The sequence below is a fragment of the Pseudomonas sp. MWU12-2020 genome (assembly GCF_023100605.1).
In the GTDB taxonomy this organism is placed as follows: Bacteria; Pseudomonadota; Gammaproteobacteria; order Pseudomonadales; family Pseudomonadaceae; genus Aquipseudomonas; species Aquipseudomonas fluorescens_H.
In genome coordinates this window covers 1-13494 of sequence record NZ_JALMEX010000010.1, presented here as the reverse complement: position 1 = coordinate 13494, position 13494 = coordinate 1, and the positions used below count along the sequence as shown (strand labels likewise).

Genomic DNA, 13494 nt, shown 5'->3' with positions numbered 1-13494 from the left:
CGCCTCGGTTTACAGCTCTACAACAACAGCCTGAGCAGCCCGGGTCGCCTTGGCACGCGCAGCTTCGATCGACTCATCCCGCGCCAACGCCACGCCCATCCGGCGCTGACCATTGACTTCAGGCTTGCCGAACAGACGCAACGCCGTATCCGGCTCGCTCAACGCAGCGCCCAGGTTGGCGAACGCGGTCTGGGTCGACTGACCTTCCACCAGAATCACTGCCGAAGCCGAAGGGCCGAACTGACGGATCAGTGGCACCGGCAGACCGAGAATGGCGCGCGCGTGCAGGGCGAACTGCGACAGATCCTGAGAAATCAGGGTCACCAGACCGGTGTCATGCGGGCGCGGCGAGACTTCACTGAACCACACCTGATCGCCCTTGATGAACAGCTCGACGCCGAACAGACCGCGACCGCCCAAAGCCTCGGTCACAGCTTTGGCCACGCGCTCGGACTCAGCCAGGGCAATCGGGCTCATGGCCTGCGGCTGCCAGGATTCCTGATAGTCGCCCTTCTCCTGACGGTGACCGACTGGTGCGCAGAACGTAGTGCCGCCGATGTGGCGCACGGTCAGCAGAGTGATTTCGTAGTCGAAATCGATGAAGCCTTCGATGATCACCCGACCTTTGCCGGCGCGACCGCCCTCTTGTGCGTAATCCCAGGCTTTCTGCACGTCATCAGCGCTGCGCAGCAGGCTCTGACCTTTGCCCGACGAGCTCATGACCGGTTTCACCACGCACGGAAAACCCAGATCCTGAACGGCTTTGCTGTAGTCCTCGAAGGTGTCGGCAAAGTGGTACGGCGAGGTCGGCAGGTCCAGCTCTTCAGCGGCCAGACGACGGATGCCTTCGCGGTTCATGGTCAGTTGCGCGGCGCGCGCGGTCGGGATCACAGTGAAGCCTTCGGCTTCCAGTTCGACCAGCGTGGCGGTGGCGATGGCTTCGATTTCCGGCACGATGAAGTGCGGCTTCTCGGCTTCGATGACGGCACGCAGGGCCGCGCCGTCGAGCATGTTGATCACGTGGCTGCGGTGCGCAACCTGCATGGCCGGCGCGTTGGCGTAACGGTCGACGGCAATCACTTCAACGCCCAGGCGTTGCAGCTCGATCACCACTTCCTTGCCCAACTCACCACAGCCACACAGCAATACGCGGGTCGCGGTTGGCGACAATGGAGTTCCGATACGGGTCATCTCAGGTCCTCAAAGAAGCGGATCATCGAGGAAAGCAACGCCAGACGCGCTTTCCATGGGGAGAAAGCGCGGCATTTTACATGAACCGGAGGGTTTGGCTTAGCTGGCGACAGCCTGTTTGCGCTCGCGCCAAGCCATGATCAGCCAAACGGCAGTGACACCAGCGAACTTCGAGACCAGCGCGGTGATGATCACCGGTGGCGTCATCAGGTCGATCATGCCGAAAAAGATGAAGGTATCGAGGGGAATGCTCAGTGCCGAACTGATCCACAAGCGGTCACGCAACGGGCGTTTGGTGACGCTGAACACCAGCCAGTCGATGCACTCGGAGATCGCGAACGCGGTGGCGCTGGCCAGGGCGATCGACGGATCAGAGGTGACGTAGGACAGCACCAGCGCCGCCAGCATCGCCACGATGGCGCCGTGGCCGAAACGGGTTTGCACCATGTCGCGCAACACGAACACCAACCCGCCCCAGGCCGACCAGATGATGTCCAGGTGTGGCGCGGTGGAGAAAGCGAAGTTGATCAGCACGACGCTGCTGACGTAGGCGATGAGGAAAATCATGGGGGCGACCTGTCAAATTGGCGCACAGGTTACTTGAGGCAGAGAGTTCGGCCAAGTCGATCGAAAATTGTATACACCCGTAATGGCAAGCGGCTTACCTGTGGCGAGGGAGCTTGCTCCCGCTGGGCTGCGCAGCAGTCCCTGCTTTCAAGAGCAAAAGAAGGGCCGCTTCGCGACCCAGCGGGAGCAAGCTCCCTCGCCACAAAAGCACTTCAACCAATATCTCAGCGCTTGGCCGGGATCATCCACACCAACCCGCTCGCCTTCGCCCGCTCATGGCACAACCCGAGCACCGCCCGCCGCTCGTCGTTGGTCATCCGCCCCCAGCGCGTAATCTCCGCGACCGTGCGCTGGCAGCCGGTGCAAATATCGTCCTCATCCAGGGCGCAGATATTCACGCACGGCGAGGCAACGGGTCTTTCAGGCGTGCTCATTCTTCCTGCTCTACCAGGTCACGCGCATAGCGCTGCGAGTTGTGCACATAGTGCGCGGCGCTGGCTTCGAGCATTTTCTTCTGCGGCTCGGTGAGTTCACGCACGACCTTGCCCGGCGAGCCCATCACCAGCGAGCCATCGGGAATTTCCTTGCCTTCGCCGATCAGCGAATTGGCGCCGATGATGCAGTTCTTGCCGATTTTCGCGCCGTTGAGGATCACCGCGTTGATGCCGATCAGGCTGTAGTCGCCGACGGTGCAGCCATGCAGCATGGCATTGTGACCGATGGTCACGCCGGTGCCGATGGTCAGCGGATAGCCCATATCGGTGTGCATCACGGTGCCATCCTGAACATTGCTGTTCTTGCCGATCAGGATCAGTTCGTTGTCACCGCGCAGCACGGCGTTGAACCAGACGTTGGCGCCCTCTTCAAGTTTGACCTTGCCCACCAGCACGGCATTGGGCGCTACCCAGCTCTGTGGATGGGTGTCGACGCGGGCGTCGCCCAGGCGGTATTTCATCTTGTTTTCCTCAGGGCTCACGAACGGGCCATTCGAGCGATGGCTTCAGGTATTGATAAAACTTTTGGGCGGGTGATGCAGGCTGATCTGTTCGTCATAGAGCAGATTGATCAGCTCGACGATCATGATAGCCGTCAACCCCCAGATCTTGAACTCGCCGTAGCGATAACTCGGCACGTACCAGCTGCGACCCTGGTAGTCGATACGATGCGTGTGTTCGCGCGGGTCTTTGCGGAAGAACTCCAGCGGCACGTTGAATACTGCGGCAATCTCGGCATCGTTGGCCTGGTATTCGACAAAGTCCGGGATCACCCCGACATACGGCGTGACCTTGATGCCATGCAGGGAGATCAGCGGGCTGAGCGGGCCGATGACCTCGACCAGCCCCGGTGGCAGGCCGATTTCTTCCTCGGCTTCGCGCAGGGCGGTAAAAATCAGGTCGGGGTCTTCCGGGTCACGGCGCCCGCCGGGGAAGGCGACTTCGCCACCATGGGTCGAAAGGCCGCTGGCGCGCAGGGTCAGTACCAGCTCGGGCTCGTCACTGCGGGTGATCGGCACCAGAACAGCGGCCTCGGGGAAACGTTTATCGGTCTCCAGCGTGCGCGGTGTGTGGTTGCTTACCCTATGCAGTAGCTCGTCCAGCATGAGTGTTCTCGATCTGTGCCTTACCCTGCATCATGCACCAATCATGGCAGCCGCCCAAGCCCCTGACCGGGCCATGTCGCGAAACGACAACTTGCCGACCGGCACCGCTGCACGCCAAGATAGGCGCAGCATTCAGGAACCCCAGCATGAAATTTTGCAGCCAGTGCGGCAACCCGGTGACCCAGCGCATTCCCGAAGGCGATTCGCGGCTGCGATTTGTCTGTGACAGTTGTCAGACCATTCACTATCAAAACCCCAATATCGTCGCCGGTTGCGTTGCGACCTGGGGCAGCCAAGTGTTGCTCTGCCGCCGCGCCATCGAGCCCCGTCTCGGCTACTGGACGCTACCCGCCGGTTTCATGGAAAACGGCGAGACCATCGAGCAGGCCGCGATCCGCGAAACCGCCGAGGAAGCCTGCGCCCGGGTGCGCAACCTGAGCATCTATACGCTGATCGATGTGCCACACATCAGCCAGGTGCACGTGTTCTTCCGTGCCGAACTGGCCGATCTGGACTTTGCCGCCGGCCCCGAGAGCCTCGAAGTGCAACTATTCGACGAAGCCGACATCCCGTGGGACGAGCTGGCTTTTCGCACGGTGGGGCGTACCTTAGAATGCTTCTTCGCTGATCGCCGCCGCGAGACCTATCCGGTTCGCTCCGAATCGATTCCGCCGCTGGCCCAGCCCGCCATCACCTGAAAACATCTATAAATAAAATATCTGCATCACTCCTGGGGAATCGTTTCAATGCGCTGGTTGCTTGCCCTGCTCTGCCTGTCGTTCGTCACCGTGTCCCAAGCGTCATTCGTGACCACCGTGACGCCATCGAATAGCCCCCGGATCGACAAAATACTGGTGTTCAAATCGGCGCATCAACTGCAATTGATCTCCGACGGCAAGCCACTCAAGACCTATCGCATCTCCCTGGGCAAGGGCGCGAAGAAAGGTCCGAAACTGATTGAGGGCGACAAACGCACCCCGGAAGGTCTGTACTGGATCGACTGGCGCAAGGTCAGCGAAAAATTCAACCTGGCGATGCACATTTCCTACCCGAACATCAGCGATTCGGCCCGCGCCCGCCGCGAAGGCGTCGAGCCTGGCGGGATGATCATGATCCACGGCACGCCCGACACCGAGGACACGCCCGAAGACCTGTTCCACACCCTGGACTGGACCGACGGTTGCATCGCCATGCGCAACATGGACATGCGTGAAGTCTGGGGCCTGGTGCCGGACGGCACGATGATCGAAATCCGCCCTTAGGCTGACCGAAAACCTGTGATGAGGGAGCTTGCTCCCTCGCCACAAAGTGCTGATTCAGCCGTTACCGTCGGTCGGCGTTAAAAAATAAATCAAAAGATCGCAGCCTGCGGCAGCGCCTACAGGGTTGATACCACTTCCCACTGTAGGCGCTGCCGCAGGCTGCGATCTTTTGCTTTCTGCATTCCACCTCTAATACCACTTCAATACATCACTCCCGAGACCCGCCATTTCATTGGCCTACAGGCCAATTCCCTGCGTTGACATGGTATTCAAGTGGTATTAATTTCCGCCCCACAAGCGAACAACAACAATCCTACACTCGCGTCGGAAATGACCTACATGAACGACCTCCAGGCCCTACGCCCAGATGACTCTCAGCCGACACCGCTGTACCTGCAGCTGGCGCGTAATCTGGAGTCGGCGATCCATTCCGGGCAGTGGAAGGCCGAGCAGGCGATGCCCTCCGAGCGCAATCTCAGCGAGCAACTGGGTATCTCCCGGGTCACCGCCCGCAAGGCGCTGGAAGTGCTGCTTGATCAAGGTCTGATCCGCCGCCTGCAAGGTTCCGGCACCTTCATCACACCCCGTCTGGAACAACCACTGTCGCGCCTCTCGGGCTTCAGCGAAATGCTCCGCCTCAAGGGTTTCGTGCCCAGCTCGCAGTGGCTGGAGCGCGAAATCACCCTGCCGACTCACGAAGAACTGATCCGCCTGAGCCTGTCGCCGAACGACAAGGTGGCGCGCATGAAACGCCTGCGCAAGGCCGACGACACCGTGATGGCCATCGAGATGAGCACCCTGCCCGCCTCGATCATGCCCAAGCCGCAATTGGTCGGCGATTCGCTCTACGAATATCTCGACGGCATCGGCAAACCGATCGTCCGCGCCCTGCAGCACATCCAGGCGATCAACGCCTCGGACGAGTTCGCCGCGCTGGTCGGCATCGCCCCCGGTACCGCCATGCTGCTGATGACCCGGGTCGGCTATCTGGAAGACAACACGCCGATCGAAGTCACCGACACCTATTGCCGCAACGACTACTACGACTTTGTTGCAGAGCTGCGCCGCTAACCGGGCGAAGCCGTCAAACAGCGAGAACCGAAATGTCCGAAGACAACATCCTCACCGCTCACGGCTGGGTTCGCGGCCGGCTGATCCACGAACACGGCAAAGTCGTGTCGATCGAAGGCGTGCCCTGCGATCCGGCCGACAATGACTTGCCCTACCTGCTGCCGGGTTTCATCGACCTGCACGTCCACGGCGGTGGCGGCAAAGACATCATGGAAGGCGCCAGTGCCTTCGAGACCATCACCAAAACCCACGTGCGCTTCGGCACCACTTCGCTGCTGGCCACCACCATGACCGCGCCGAGCGCCGAGATCTCCAGCGTGCTGAAAGAGGTCGGCGAGTTCTGCGAACAGCGTCCGCAAGGCGCCGCCCGGGTACTCGGTGTGCATCTCGAAGGCCCGTACATCAATCCCGGCAAACTCGGCGCGCAACCGAACTTCGCCCACACCGCGTTGATGGCCGAAGTCGAGGAATACCTGGCGCTGGCGCCGATCCGGGTGATCACCATCGCCCCGGAAATTGCCGGCCACGACGGGTTGATCCGCGAACTCAGCAGCCGCGGCATTCGCATGCAGATCGGCCACACCCTCGGCAGTTACGAGGAAGGCGTCGCCGCGCTGGAGGCTGGCGCGACCAGTTTCACTCACTTGTACAACGCCATGAGCCCGCTGCATCACCGCGAGCCGGGCATCGTCGGCGCCGCGTTGGCCCACGCCAAATTCGCCGAGCTGATCCCGGATCTGCTGCACGTGCACCCCGGCGCGATCCGCGTGGCCCTGCGATCGATCCCATGCCTGTATTGCGTCACCGATTCGACCGCGGCCGCCGGCATGCCCGACGGTGAATACAAGCTCGGCAGCCACACCGTGACCAAATGCCTGGGCGGCGTGCGCCTGCCCGATGGCACGTTGGCCGGCAGCACCCTGACCATGGATCAGGCCCTGCGCAACCTGGTGAAGATCGGTTTGCCGATCAGCGAGGCCTCGCAGCGTCTGTCGCAATTTCCCGCCGACTACCTCGGCATCACTGAACGCGGGCGCCTGCAACCGGGTGCCTGGGCCGACTGCGTGCGGCTGGATCGCTCACTCACACTGACCGCCGTCATGGTCGAAGGAGAAGACATTGACTTCAAAAATGCTTGAAGAGGCGCTGTCCTCGTTCGAGGCCGTGCAAGCCCAACTGCAACAGCTCGACCCGCAAATGATCGAGATCGCCGGGCGCCTGCGCCGCCAGCCGCCGCAAGTGGCGATGACCGTCGCGCGCGGCAGCTCCGACCACGCGGCGAGCTACTTCGCTTACCTGACCATGCAGCAACTGGGTGTGCCGGTGGCGTCGTTGCCGATGTCGGTGGTGACCATGCAGCAGGCGCCGCTGAAGGTCAGCGGTCAGGTGGCGTTCGCGTTCTCGCAATCGGGGCAAAGCCCGGATCTGGTCAACAGCCTGCGTCTGTTGCGCAAGCGTGGAGCCCTTAGTGTGTCGATGGTCAACGCTGACGATTCGCCGTTGGAAGCCGCATGTGAATTCAGCCTGCCGCTGCTCGCCGGCACCGAAAGCAGCGTCGCCGCGACCAAGAGTTTTATCGCCACCCTGAGCGCCAGCGCCCGCCTGATCGCGCACTGGAAAGAAGACAGCGAACTGCTGGAAGCGCACAACGCCCTGCCCGAAGGCCTGCGCGAAGCGACGCAGCAGGACTGGAGCGTAGCCATCGACGCGCTGCGCGATTGTGAGCGCCTGATGGTCATCGGCCGTGGTGCCGGTTTTGCCATCGCCCAAGAGGCCGCGCTGAAGTTCAAGGAAACCTCGGCGATCCAGGCCGAAGCCTTCAGCAGCGCCGAAGTCCGTCACGGCCCGATGGCACTGATCGACGAGCATTACCCGCTGCTGGTGTTCGCCCCGCGCGGTGCCGAACAGGCCGGCCTGATCAGCCTTGCGGCGGAGATGCGTCAACGCGGCGCCCGTGTGCTGCTGGCAGCGCCGGACGACATCCTCGAACGCGACCTGACCCTGAGCCGCGCCGAACACCCGGCCCTTGATCCGATTCTGGCGATCCAGAGCTTCTATGTGATGGCCGCCAACCTGGCCGTGGCCCGAGGCATGGACCCGGATCAGCCGCGCCACCTGAGCAAAGTGACGCGTACGCACTAAGTCCGAATGACTGCACACCTGATGAGACCGAGCCATGCACAACAACAATAAAGAGCTGACCCTCAGCGCCCCGCTCAGCGGCCCGGTGCTCACGCTCGCCAAAGTCCCGGACGCGGTGTTCGCCAGTGGCGCGATGGGCGACGGCATCGCCATCGATCCGCTGAACGACACCCTGTACTCGCCCTGCGCCGGGGTGATCATCCACGTCGCCCGCACCGGCCACGCACTGACCGTGCGTGCCGACAACGGCGCGGAAATCCTCCTGCACCTGGGCCTCGACACCGTTGAACTGAACGGCGAAGGCTTCTCGATGCTGGTCAAGGAAGGTACGCGGGTCAGCAAGGGCCAACCATTGTTGCGCTACGACCTGGACAAGGTCGGCCAGCAATGCAAAAGCCTGGTCAGCCTGTTGATCCTGACCAACAGCCAGGACTTCCAGGTGCGCCCGATCACGCTCAAACCGGTAAAGGTCGGCGATCCGTTGCTGCACATCGTTGCGCGCAACAGTTCGGTGGCAAATGCTGAAACGCTGGACGGACCCGAGGTTCACGGTCATGTGCTGGTGGCGCATCGCGGCGGCCTGCATGCGCGTCCCGCCGCGCTGATTCGGCAGACCGCACAAGGCTTCAAGAGCCAGTCGCAGCTGCACTTCGCTGGTAAGTCGGCGCCGTGCAACAGCCTGATCGGGCTGATGGGACTGGGGGTTGGCGAGCAGGATGAAGTGCAAGTCAGCTGTCAGGGGCCGGACGCCGAAGCCGCGCTGCAAGCCTTGCTCAATGCATTGGCGACTGCCCTGCCCGAGGACCATCACGCCGCAGCACCGGTCAGCGCCGCACCGCGCAAACGCCCGGCCGAAGCCGGTGTGCTGCACGGTGTGTGCGCGGCGCCGGGACTGGTCGGCGGGCCGCTGTTTCGCTTGAGCGCGATCAGCCTGCCGGCAGATGCGGGCAATCATGCTCCGCTTGAGCAACTGCAGAAACTTGAAGCCGCGCTGAATCAGGTTCGCGGCGAAATCAACGCTACCCTCGCCCAAGCGAAAAAGCACAAGAGCACCGACGAAGAAGCAATCTTCGCCGCGCACCTGGCACTGCTCGAAGACCCGGCCCTGCTCGACGCTGCGCAGCATGCTATCGACCAAGGCACGGCGGCGACTCACGCCTGGAGCCAGTCGATCGACGTGCAGTGCGAAGTGCTGCAACACACCGGCAGCGCACTGTTGGCCGAACGCGCCAACGACCTGCGCGACCTCAAACAGCGCGTCCTGCGTGCCCTGCTCGGTGAAGCCTGGCATTACGACGTGCCGACCGGCGCCATCGTCGCTGCGCATGAACTGACGCCGTCGGATCTGCTGCAACTCAGCGCGCAGGGTGTCGCCGGGTTGTGCATGGCCGAGGGTGGCGCGACGTCGCATGTCGCGATTCTGGCGCGCGGCAAAGGCCTGCCGTGCCTGGTTGCACTGGGCGCCGCTTTACTCGATCAAGCACAGGGTCAGTCGGTGGTGCTGGATGCCGATGGCGGCCGCCTCGAACTGACGCCGAACACCGAACGCCTGGCCGAAGTACAACAGGCGCAAATCGAGCGTCAGCAACGCCGCGACGCCCAACAAGCCAAAGCCCATCTGCCCGCCGAAACCCGCAATGGCGTGGCGATCGAAGTGGTCGCCAACGTGGCCTCCAGCCATGAAGCGGCGGACGCCTTTGCCAACGGCGCCGATGGCGTCGGCCTGCTGCGCACCGAGTTTCTGTTCGTCGACCGGCAGACCGCGCCGGACATCGAAGAGCAGCGCGCCGCCTATCAAGCCGTGCTCGATGCCATGGGTGAGCACTCGGTGATCATCCGTACCATCGACGTCGGCGGCGACAAGCAACTCGACTATCTGCCGCTGCCCGCCGAAGCCAACCCGGTGCTCGGCCTGCGCGGCATTCGTCTGGCTCAGGCCCGTCCGGAAATCCTCGATCAGCAACTGCGCGCACTGCTACAAGTCAGCCCGCTGCGCCGTTGCCGGATCCTGTTGCCGATGGTCACCGAAGTCGACGAACTGCTGCACATCCGCCAGCGGGTCGATGCGCTGTGCCTGGAGTTGGGCATCAATCAGCGCCCGGAAATCGGCGTGATGATCGAAGTCCCCGCCGCCGCGTTGCAAGCCGAACAACTGGCCGAGCACGCCGACTTCCTGTCGATCGGCACCAACGATCTGTCGCAATACACCCTGGCGATGGACCGCGACCACGCAGGTTTGGCCGCTCGGGTCGATGCCCTGCACCCGGCGCTGCTGCGACTGATCGCCATGACCTGCGCAGGTGCGGCAGTGCACAAGCGCTGGGTCGGCGTCTGCGGTGCCCTCGCCTCCGACCCACTGGCGACGCCGGTGTTGATCGGCCTCGGCGTGACCGAGTTGTCGGTGAGCCCGGTGCAGATCGGTGAAATCAAGGATCGCGTGCGCCAGTTGCACGAGGCCGAATGCCAACGCCTCAGCCTCGACCTGTTGAAACTGAACAGCGCCGCTGCGGTTCGTCACGCCTGCCACCAGCATTGGCCTCTGCACTAACAACAAGCTCTCTATAAAGAGCAGGGAGAACCACCATGTACCAACTCTTCATCGAAGGCCTGCAACGCCTCGGCCGTGCGCTGATGCTGCCGATCGCGATCCTGCCGATTGCCGGCCTGCTGCTGCGTCTGGGTGACACCGACCTGCTGAACATCGCGATCATTCACGATGCCGGGCAAGTGATCTTCGCCAACCTGGCCATGATCTTCGCCATCGGCATCGCGGTCGGGTTCGCCAAGGACAACAACGGCACCGCCGGCCTCGCCGGGGTGATCGGTTACCTGGTGATGATCTCCACCCTCAAAGTGCTCGACCCGAGCATCAACATGGGCATGCTCGCCGGGATCGTCAGCGGCCTGATGGCCGGCGCGCTGTACAACCGCTTCAAAGACATCAAGCTGCCGGAGTACCTGGCGTTCTTCGGTGGCCGACGCTTCGTGCCGATCGTCACCGGTTTCGCCGCCGTCGCACTGGGCGTGGTGTTCGGCTACATCTGGCCGCCGATCCAGCACGGCATCAACAGCTTCGGCGCGTTGATGATGGAAAGCGGCAGCCTAGGCGCGTTCGTATTTGGCGTGTTCAACCGCCTGCTGATCGTCACCGGCCTGCACCACATCCTCAACAACATGGCGTGGTTTGTGTTCGGCAACTTCACCGACCCGACTACCGGCGCACTGGTCACCGGCGACCTGTCACGCTACTTCGCCGGCGATCCAAAGGGCGGCCAGTTCATGACCGGCATGTTCCCGATGATGATCTTCGGCCTGCCCGCCGCGTGCCTGGCGATGTACCGCAATGCGCTGCCGGAGCGGCGCAAGGTGATGGGCGGGATATTCCTGTCGATGGCCCTGACCTCGTTTTTGACCGGCGTGACTGAACCCATCGAATTCGCATTCATGTTCCTCGCCCCGCTGCTGTATTTGCTGCATGCACTGCTGACCGGGTTGTCGATGGCGATCACCAACGCGCTGAACATCCACCTCGGTTTCACCTTCTCCGGCGGCTTCATCGACATGGTGCTCGGTTGGGGGCGCTCGACCAATGGCTGGCTGGTGATTCCGGTCGGGCTGGCGTACGCCGTGGTGTATTACGCGGTGTTTGATTTCTGTATCCGCCGCTTCAATTTGAAGACGCCGGGGCGTGAGGATGTTGCGGCGGCTGACAAGGCTGTTCTCACCGAGAACGAGCGCGCGGCGGCTTACATCAAGGCACTCGGTGGTGCGGAGAATCTGGTGACTGTCGGTGCCTGCACTACCCGGTTGCGTCTGGAAATGGTTGATCGCAACAAGGCTTCCGACGCTGATTTGAAGGCACTGGGCGCGATGGCCGTGGTACGCCCGGGCAAGGGCGGCAGCTTGCAGGTGGTGGTTGGGCCATTGGCCGACAGCATCGCCGACGAAATCCGCCTCGCCATGCCGGCGCTGGGGCGTGCGTTGGTGGCTGCGCCTGCGGTGGTGGTCGAGGAATCGAAAGCCGTATTGGTCACAGCACCGGAAGCCCAACAATGGCTGACTGCCTTGGGCGGTAGCGAGAATGTGCTGCAACTGGACTGCATCGCCCTGACCCGTATTCGCCTGCAACTGGCCGATGGTAAAGCGTTGTCCGAGGCGCAGTTGAAAGAGTTGGGTTGCCAGGGTGTCAGCCCGTTGGAAGGTGGAGTCTGGCATTTGTTGATTGGCGAGAAAGCGGCGAGTTTGAGTGGGGCGATTGAGGCGTTGGTTAATCGGAGTGAGGTCAGCGTCAAGGTATAACCCACAGCGAAACTCAAAGCCTCACTGATAAACGGAAGGCCGCTGGGATGTGGAGCTCAGCGGCTTTTTATCCAGTGTTTACTAGGCTTTGACGGTGAACGTACGTGCTTGGGAGTGAAGGACCCGTCCTCTGGCCGTGATCGAATGAACCCCCAATGACAAAGCCGTCAAGATAAAGTGCCAAGTGCCTGCAGCGTCAGCGACAACTCGCCCCTTCAAAGTAGCACCGTCGAAAATCTGGAGTTCATCGCCGGCAGACGCCAAGCCGCTCGACTGCACAACAGTGGAGGAGGTGGTACCGCTGTTTGGAATCTCCTCGCCTTGGCTGTCTTTCATGGAGGTAATTACCGGCACAGTGTTTTTTTCAGTAGACATAGCAAAATCCTTCTTACCTGTTGTGAATGGAAGTCTCATCAGACAGAAGTTTGCCGAATCGCACCACTGTCAGAAATTACAGGTAAGCGGTGGTTTCCGATGATTGGTCATCATCAAGGCGGCCCTGGGCATTGAACCCAAAACTCGATCGCCGAAGGCTCGCTACCACGTGAGGTCTCAACTCCCTAAAAGGAAATGAGATCCGCGACGGGACGAGCCGGTTTGCGATGATCATCCGATGAATCAGGTCTGTGGATCGACTCGATCCAGCGCGCGGTTTACCGCGAGTTCGGCGAGCATGATGATTTGCTGGATCGCCAGAGCGGTGCTGCGTTGCAGGCCGCTGAGTTCATTGGCGAAGTTGCTGGCCATGGCACTGGCCGAGGCCAACGATTCGTAGGCCTGGGCTAGCAGGGTTTCGGTGTCGATGCTTGGGTTGACCAGGAACACTGTGCTGGGCTGATGCACCTGAGCGGGTTGCGGGGTGAAGTAGAAATCGACAGCGCGCTTGATGGCTTCACGGTCTTTCGTCAGGTCTTCAACCCGGATGGCGTCGACGGGTGGTGCTGTGGTTTCGTGGGGTGGATCGGGTATTAGCTTATCCATGTCTCAATTTCCTCTAATAAGTGCGAGAGCCACTTATTCCCGATCTCACTCGAAGAAAAGGTGGCAGCCATGTACGGGGTGAGATCACCGGTATGGATAAACCCGGCAGGACATTCGTCCACCCGCACACAGCCGCCATAGAGAATCGCGTCAGTTTAAGCTGGCAGCGATTATGGAGGGACATGCACAAGTATCCAAATGAATAGCCGGGGATCTCACACCCGGTCGCTGAATTGGCAGCGACAAGCAAAGCCTAGAGACCGGGCGTCCGAGGGACAACCTGAAAACCTTGTGGGAAGGTTCTGGTTATTTGACACAGATTTAAACAGGACCAATGCCCTTGGTGACCAGACTGACCCCATCGCCAGCAGGCTAGCTCCC

At 61.6% G+C, this 13494-nt stretch carries 14 protein-coding genes; 7 read left to right on the top strand and 7 right to left on the bottom strand.

What is annotated here, in order from left to right:
• Nucleotides 1-9 precede the first annotated feature (9 nt).
• The 5 genes from purT to M0814_RS20935 all read right to left on the bottom strand — a co-directional run bounded on the left by purT (nucleotide 10) and on the right by M0814_RS20935 (nucleotide 3358).
• Nucleotides 10-1191, bottom strand: a complete 1182-nt coding sequence (gene purT, locus M0814_RS20955) for a formate-dependent phosphoribosylglycinamide formyltransferase (RefSeq protein ID WP_003221968.1) — start codon at nucleotides 1189-1191, stop codon at nucleotides 10-12.
• 99 nt (nucleotides 1192-1290) lie between these two features.
• The gene (locus M0814_RS20950) at nucleotides 1291-1758 is read right to left on the bottom strand and encodes a VUT family protein (RefSeq protein ID WP_103485364.1); all 468 of its coding nucleotides are present in this window, start codon (nucleotides 1756-1758) and stop codon (nucleotides 1291-1293) included.
• Nucleotides 1759-1982: 224 nt separating this feature from the next.
• Nucleotides 1983-2192 (bottom strand): DUF1289 domain-containing protein, encoded by a 210-nt coding sequence (locus tag M0814_RS20945; protein ID WP_103485363.1) that lies wholly within the window; start codon nucleotides 2190-2192, stop codon nucleotides 1983-1985.
• Nucleotides 2189-2713, bottom strand: coding sequence for a gamma carbonic anhydrase family protein (locus M0814_RS20940; protein ID WP_003221962.1), 525 nt, complete (start codon nucleotides 2711-2713; stop codon nucleotides 2189-2191). The genes M0814_RS20945 and M0814_RS20940 overlap by 4 nt, the downstream gene beginning before the upstream one ends.
• Nucleotides 2714-2758: 45 nt before the next feature.
• The gene (locus M0814_RS20935; RefSeq protein ID WP_003221960.1) at nucleotides 2759-3358 is read right to left on the bottom strand and encodes a CoA pyrophosphatase; all 600 of its coding nucleotides are present in this window, start codon (nucleotides 3356-3358) and stop codon (nucleotides 2759-2761) included.
• 146 nt (nucleotides 3359-3504) lie between these two features.
• Here M0814_RS20935 and M0814_RS20930 point away from each other — a divergent pair, with 146 nt between their 5' ends.
• The 7 genes from M0814_RS20930 to nagE all read left to right on the top strand — a co-directional run bounded on the left by M0814_RS20930 (nucleotide 3505) and on the right by nagE (nucleotide 12132).
• Nucleotides 3505-4056 carry an NUDIX hydrolase gene (locus M0814_RS20930; protein ID WP_103485362.1) on the top strand — a complete coding sequence of 184 codons (552 nt, stop codon included), beginning with the start codon at nucleotides 3505-3507 and terminating at the stop codon, nucleotides 4054-4056.
• 48 nt (nucleotides 4057-4104) lie between these two features.
• Nucleotides 4105-4620 carry a L,D-transpeptidase family protein gene (locus M0814_RS20925; protein ID WP_003221956.1) on the top strand — a complete coding sequence of 172 codons (516 nt, stop codon included), beginning with the start codon at nucleotides 4105-4107 and terminating at the stop codon, nucleotides 4618-4620.
• A 330-nt stretch (nucleotides 4621-4950) separates the two neighbouring features.
• Nucleotides 4951-5691 (top strand): GntR family transcriptional regulator, encoded by a 741-nt coding sequence (locus M0814_RS20920; protein WP_166496649.1) that lies wholly within the window; start codon nucleotides 4951-4953, stop codon nucleotides 5689-5691.
• A gap of 32 nt (nucleotides 5692-5723) precedes the next feature.
• Nucleotides 5724-6830 (top strand): N-acetylglucosamine-6-phosphate deacetylase, encoded by a 1107-nt coding sequence (nagA, locus tag M0814_RS20915; RefSeq protein ID WP_003221954.1) that lies wholly within the window; start codon nucleotides 5724-5726, stop codon nucleotides 6828-6830.
• Entirely contained in the window at nucleotides 6823-7833 is a 1011-nt protein-coding gene (locus M0814_RS20910; protein ID WP_103485361.1) for an SIS domain-containing protein, read from the top strand. Before nagA ends, M0814_RS20910 begins: the two co-directional genes overlap by 8 nt.
• A gap of 34 nt (nucleotides 7834-7867) precedes the next feature.
• Nucleotides 7868-10381 (top strand): phosphoenolpyruvate--protein phosphotransferase, encoded by a 2514-nt coding sequence (gene ptsP / locus M0814_RS20905; protein ID WP_103485360.1) that lies wholly within the window; start codon nucleotides 7868-7870, stop codon nucleotides 10379-10381.
• Between the two features lie 35 nt (nucleotides 10382-10416).
• The gene (nagE, locus tag M0814_RS20900) at nucleotides 10417-12132 is read left to right on the top strand and encodes an N-acetylglucosamine-specific PTS transporter subunit IIBC (RefSeq protein WP_103485359.1); all 1716 of its coding nucleotides are present in this window, start codon (nucleotides 10417-10419) and stop codon (nucleotides 12130-12132) included.
• 81 nt (nucleotides 12133-12213) lie between these two features.
• Here the strand turns inward: nagE and M0814_RS20895 are convergent, their stop codons facing one another.
• On the bottom strand, nucleotides 12214-12507 hold the full coding sequence (locus M0814_RS20895) for a hypothetical protein (RefSeq protein ID WP_003221947.1): 294 nt from the start codon (nucleotides 12505-12507) through the stop codon (nucleotides 12214-12216).
• A gap of 243 nt (nucleotides 12508-12750) precedes the next feature.
• Nucleotides 12751-13113, bottom strand: coding sequence for a DUF6124 family protein (locus tag M0814_RS20890; protein WP_103485358.1), 363 nt, complete (start codon nucleotides 13111-13113; stop codon nucleotides 12751-12753).
• Nucleotides 13114-13494: the final 381 nt, after the last annotated feature.

Bases quoted from the DNA above. Each gene is read 5' to 3' on its own strand.
- M0814_RS20895 (WP_003221947.1), bottom strand. From the start codon at position 12,507: ATGTCTACTGAAAAAAACACTGTGCCGGTAATTACCTCCATGAAAGAC.
- M0814_RS20950 (WP_103485364.1), bottom strand. From the start codon at position 1,758: ATGATTTTCCTCATCGCCTACGTCAGCAGCGTCGTGCTGATCAACTTC.
- M0814_RS20935 (WP_003221960.1), bottom strand. From the start codon at position 3,358: ATGCTGGACGAGCTACTGCATAGGGTAAGCAACCACACACCGCGCACG.
- M0814_RS20925 (WP_003221956.1), top strand. From the start codon at position 4,105: ATGCGCTGGTTGCTTGCCCTGCTCTGCCTGTCGTTCGTCACCGTGTCC.
- ptsP (WP_103485360.1), top strand. From the start codon at position 7,868: ATGCACAACAACAATAAAGAGCTGACCCTCAGCGCCCCGCTCAGCGGC.
- M0814_RS20945 (WP_103485363.1), bottom strand. From the start codon at position 2,192: ATGAGCACGCCTGAAAGACCCGTTGCCTCGCCGTGCGTGAATATCTGC.
- M0814_RS20930 (WP_103485362.1), top strand. From the start codon at position 3,505: ATGAAATTTTGCAGCCAGTGCGGCAACCCGGTGACCCAGCGCATTCCC.
- M0814_RS20920 (WP_166496649.1), top strand. From the start codon at position 4,951: ATGACCTACATGAACGACCTCCAGGCCCTACGCCCAGATGACTCTCAG.
- nagE (WP_103485359.1), top strand. From the start codon at position 10,417: ATGTACCAACTCTTCATCGAAGGCCTGCAACGCCTCGGCCGTGCGCTG.
- purT (WP_003221968.1), bottom strand. From the start codon at position 1,191: ATGACCCGTATCGGAACTCCATTGTCGCCAACCGCGACCCGCGTATTG.
- M0814_RS20890 (WP_103485358.1), bottom strand. From the start codon at position 13,113: ATGGATAAGCTAATACCCGATCCACCCCACGAAACCACAGCACCACCC.
- M0814_RS20940 (WP_003221962.1), bottom strand. From the start codon at position 2,713: ATGAAATACCGCCTGGGCGACGCCCGCGTCGACACCCATCCACAGAGC.
- M0814_RS20910 (WP_103485361.1), top strand. From the start codon at position 6,823: ATGCTTGAAGAGGCGCTGTCCTCGTTCGAGGCCGTGCAAGCCCAACTG.
- nagA (WP_003221954.1), top strand. From the start codon at position 5,724: ATGTCCGAAGACAACATCCTCACCGCTCACGGCTGGGTTCGCGGCCGG.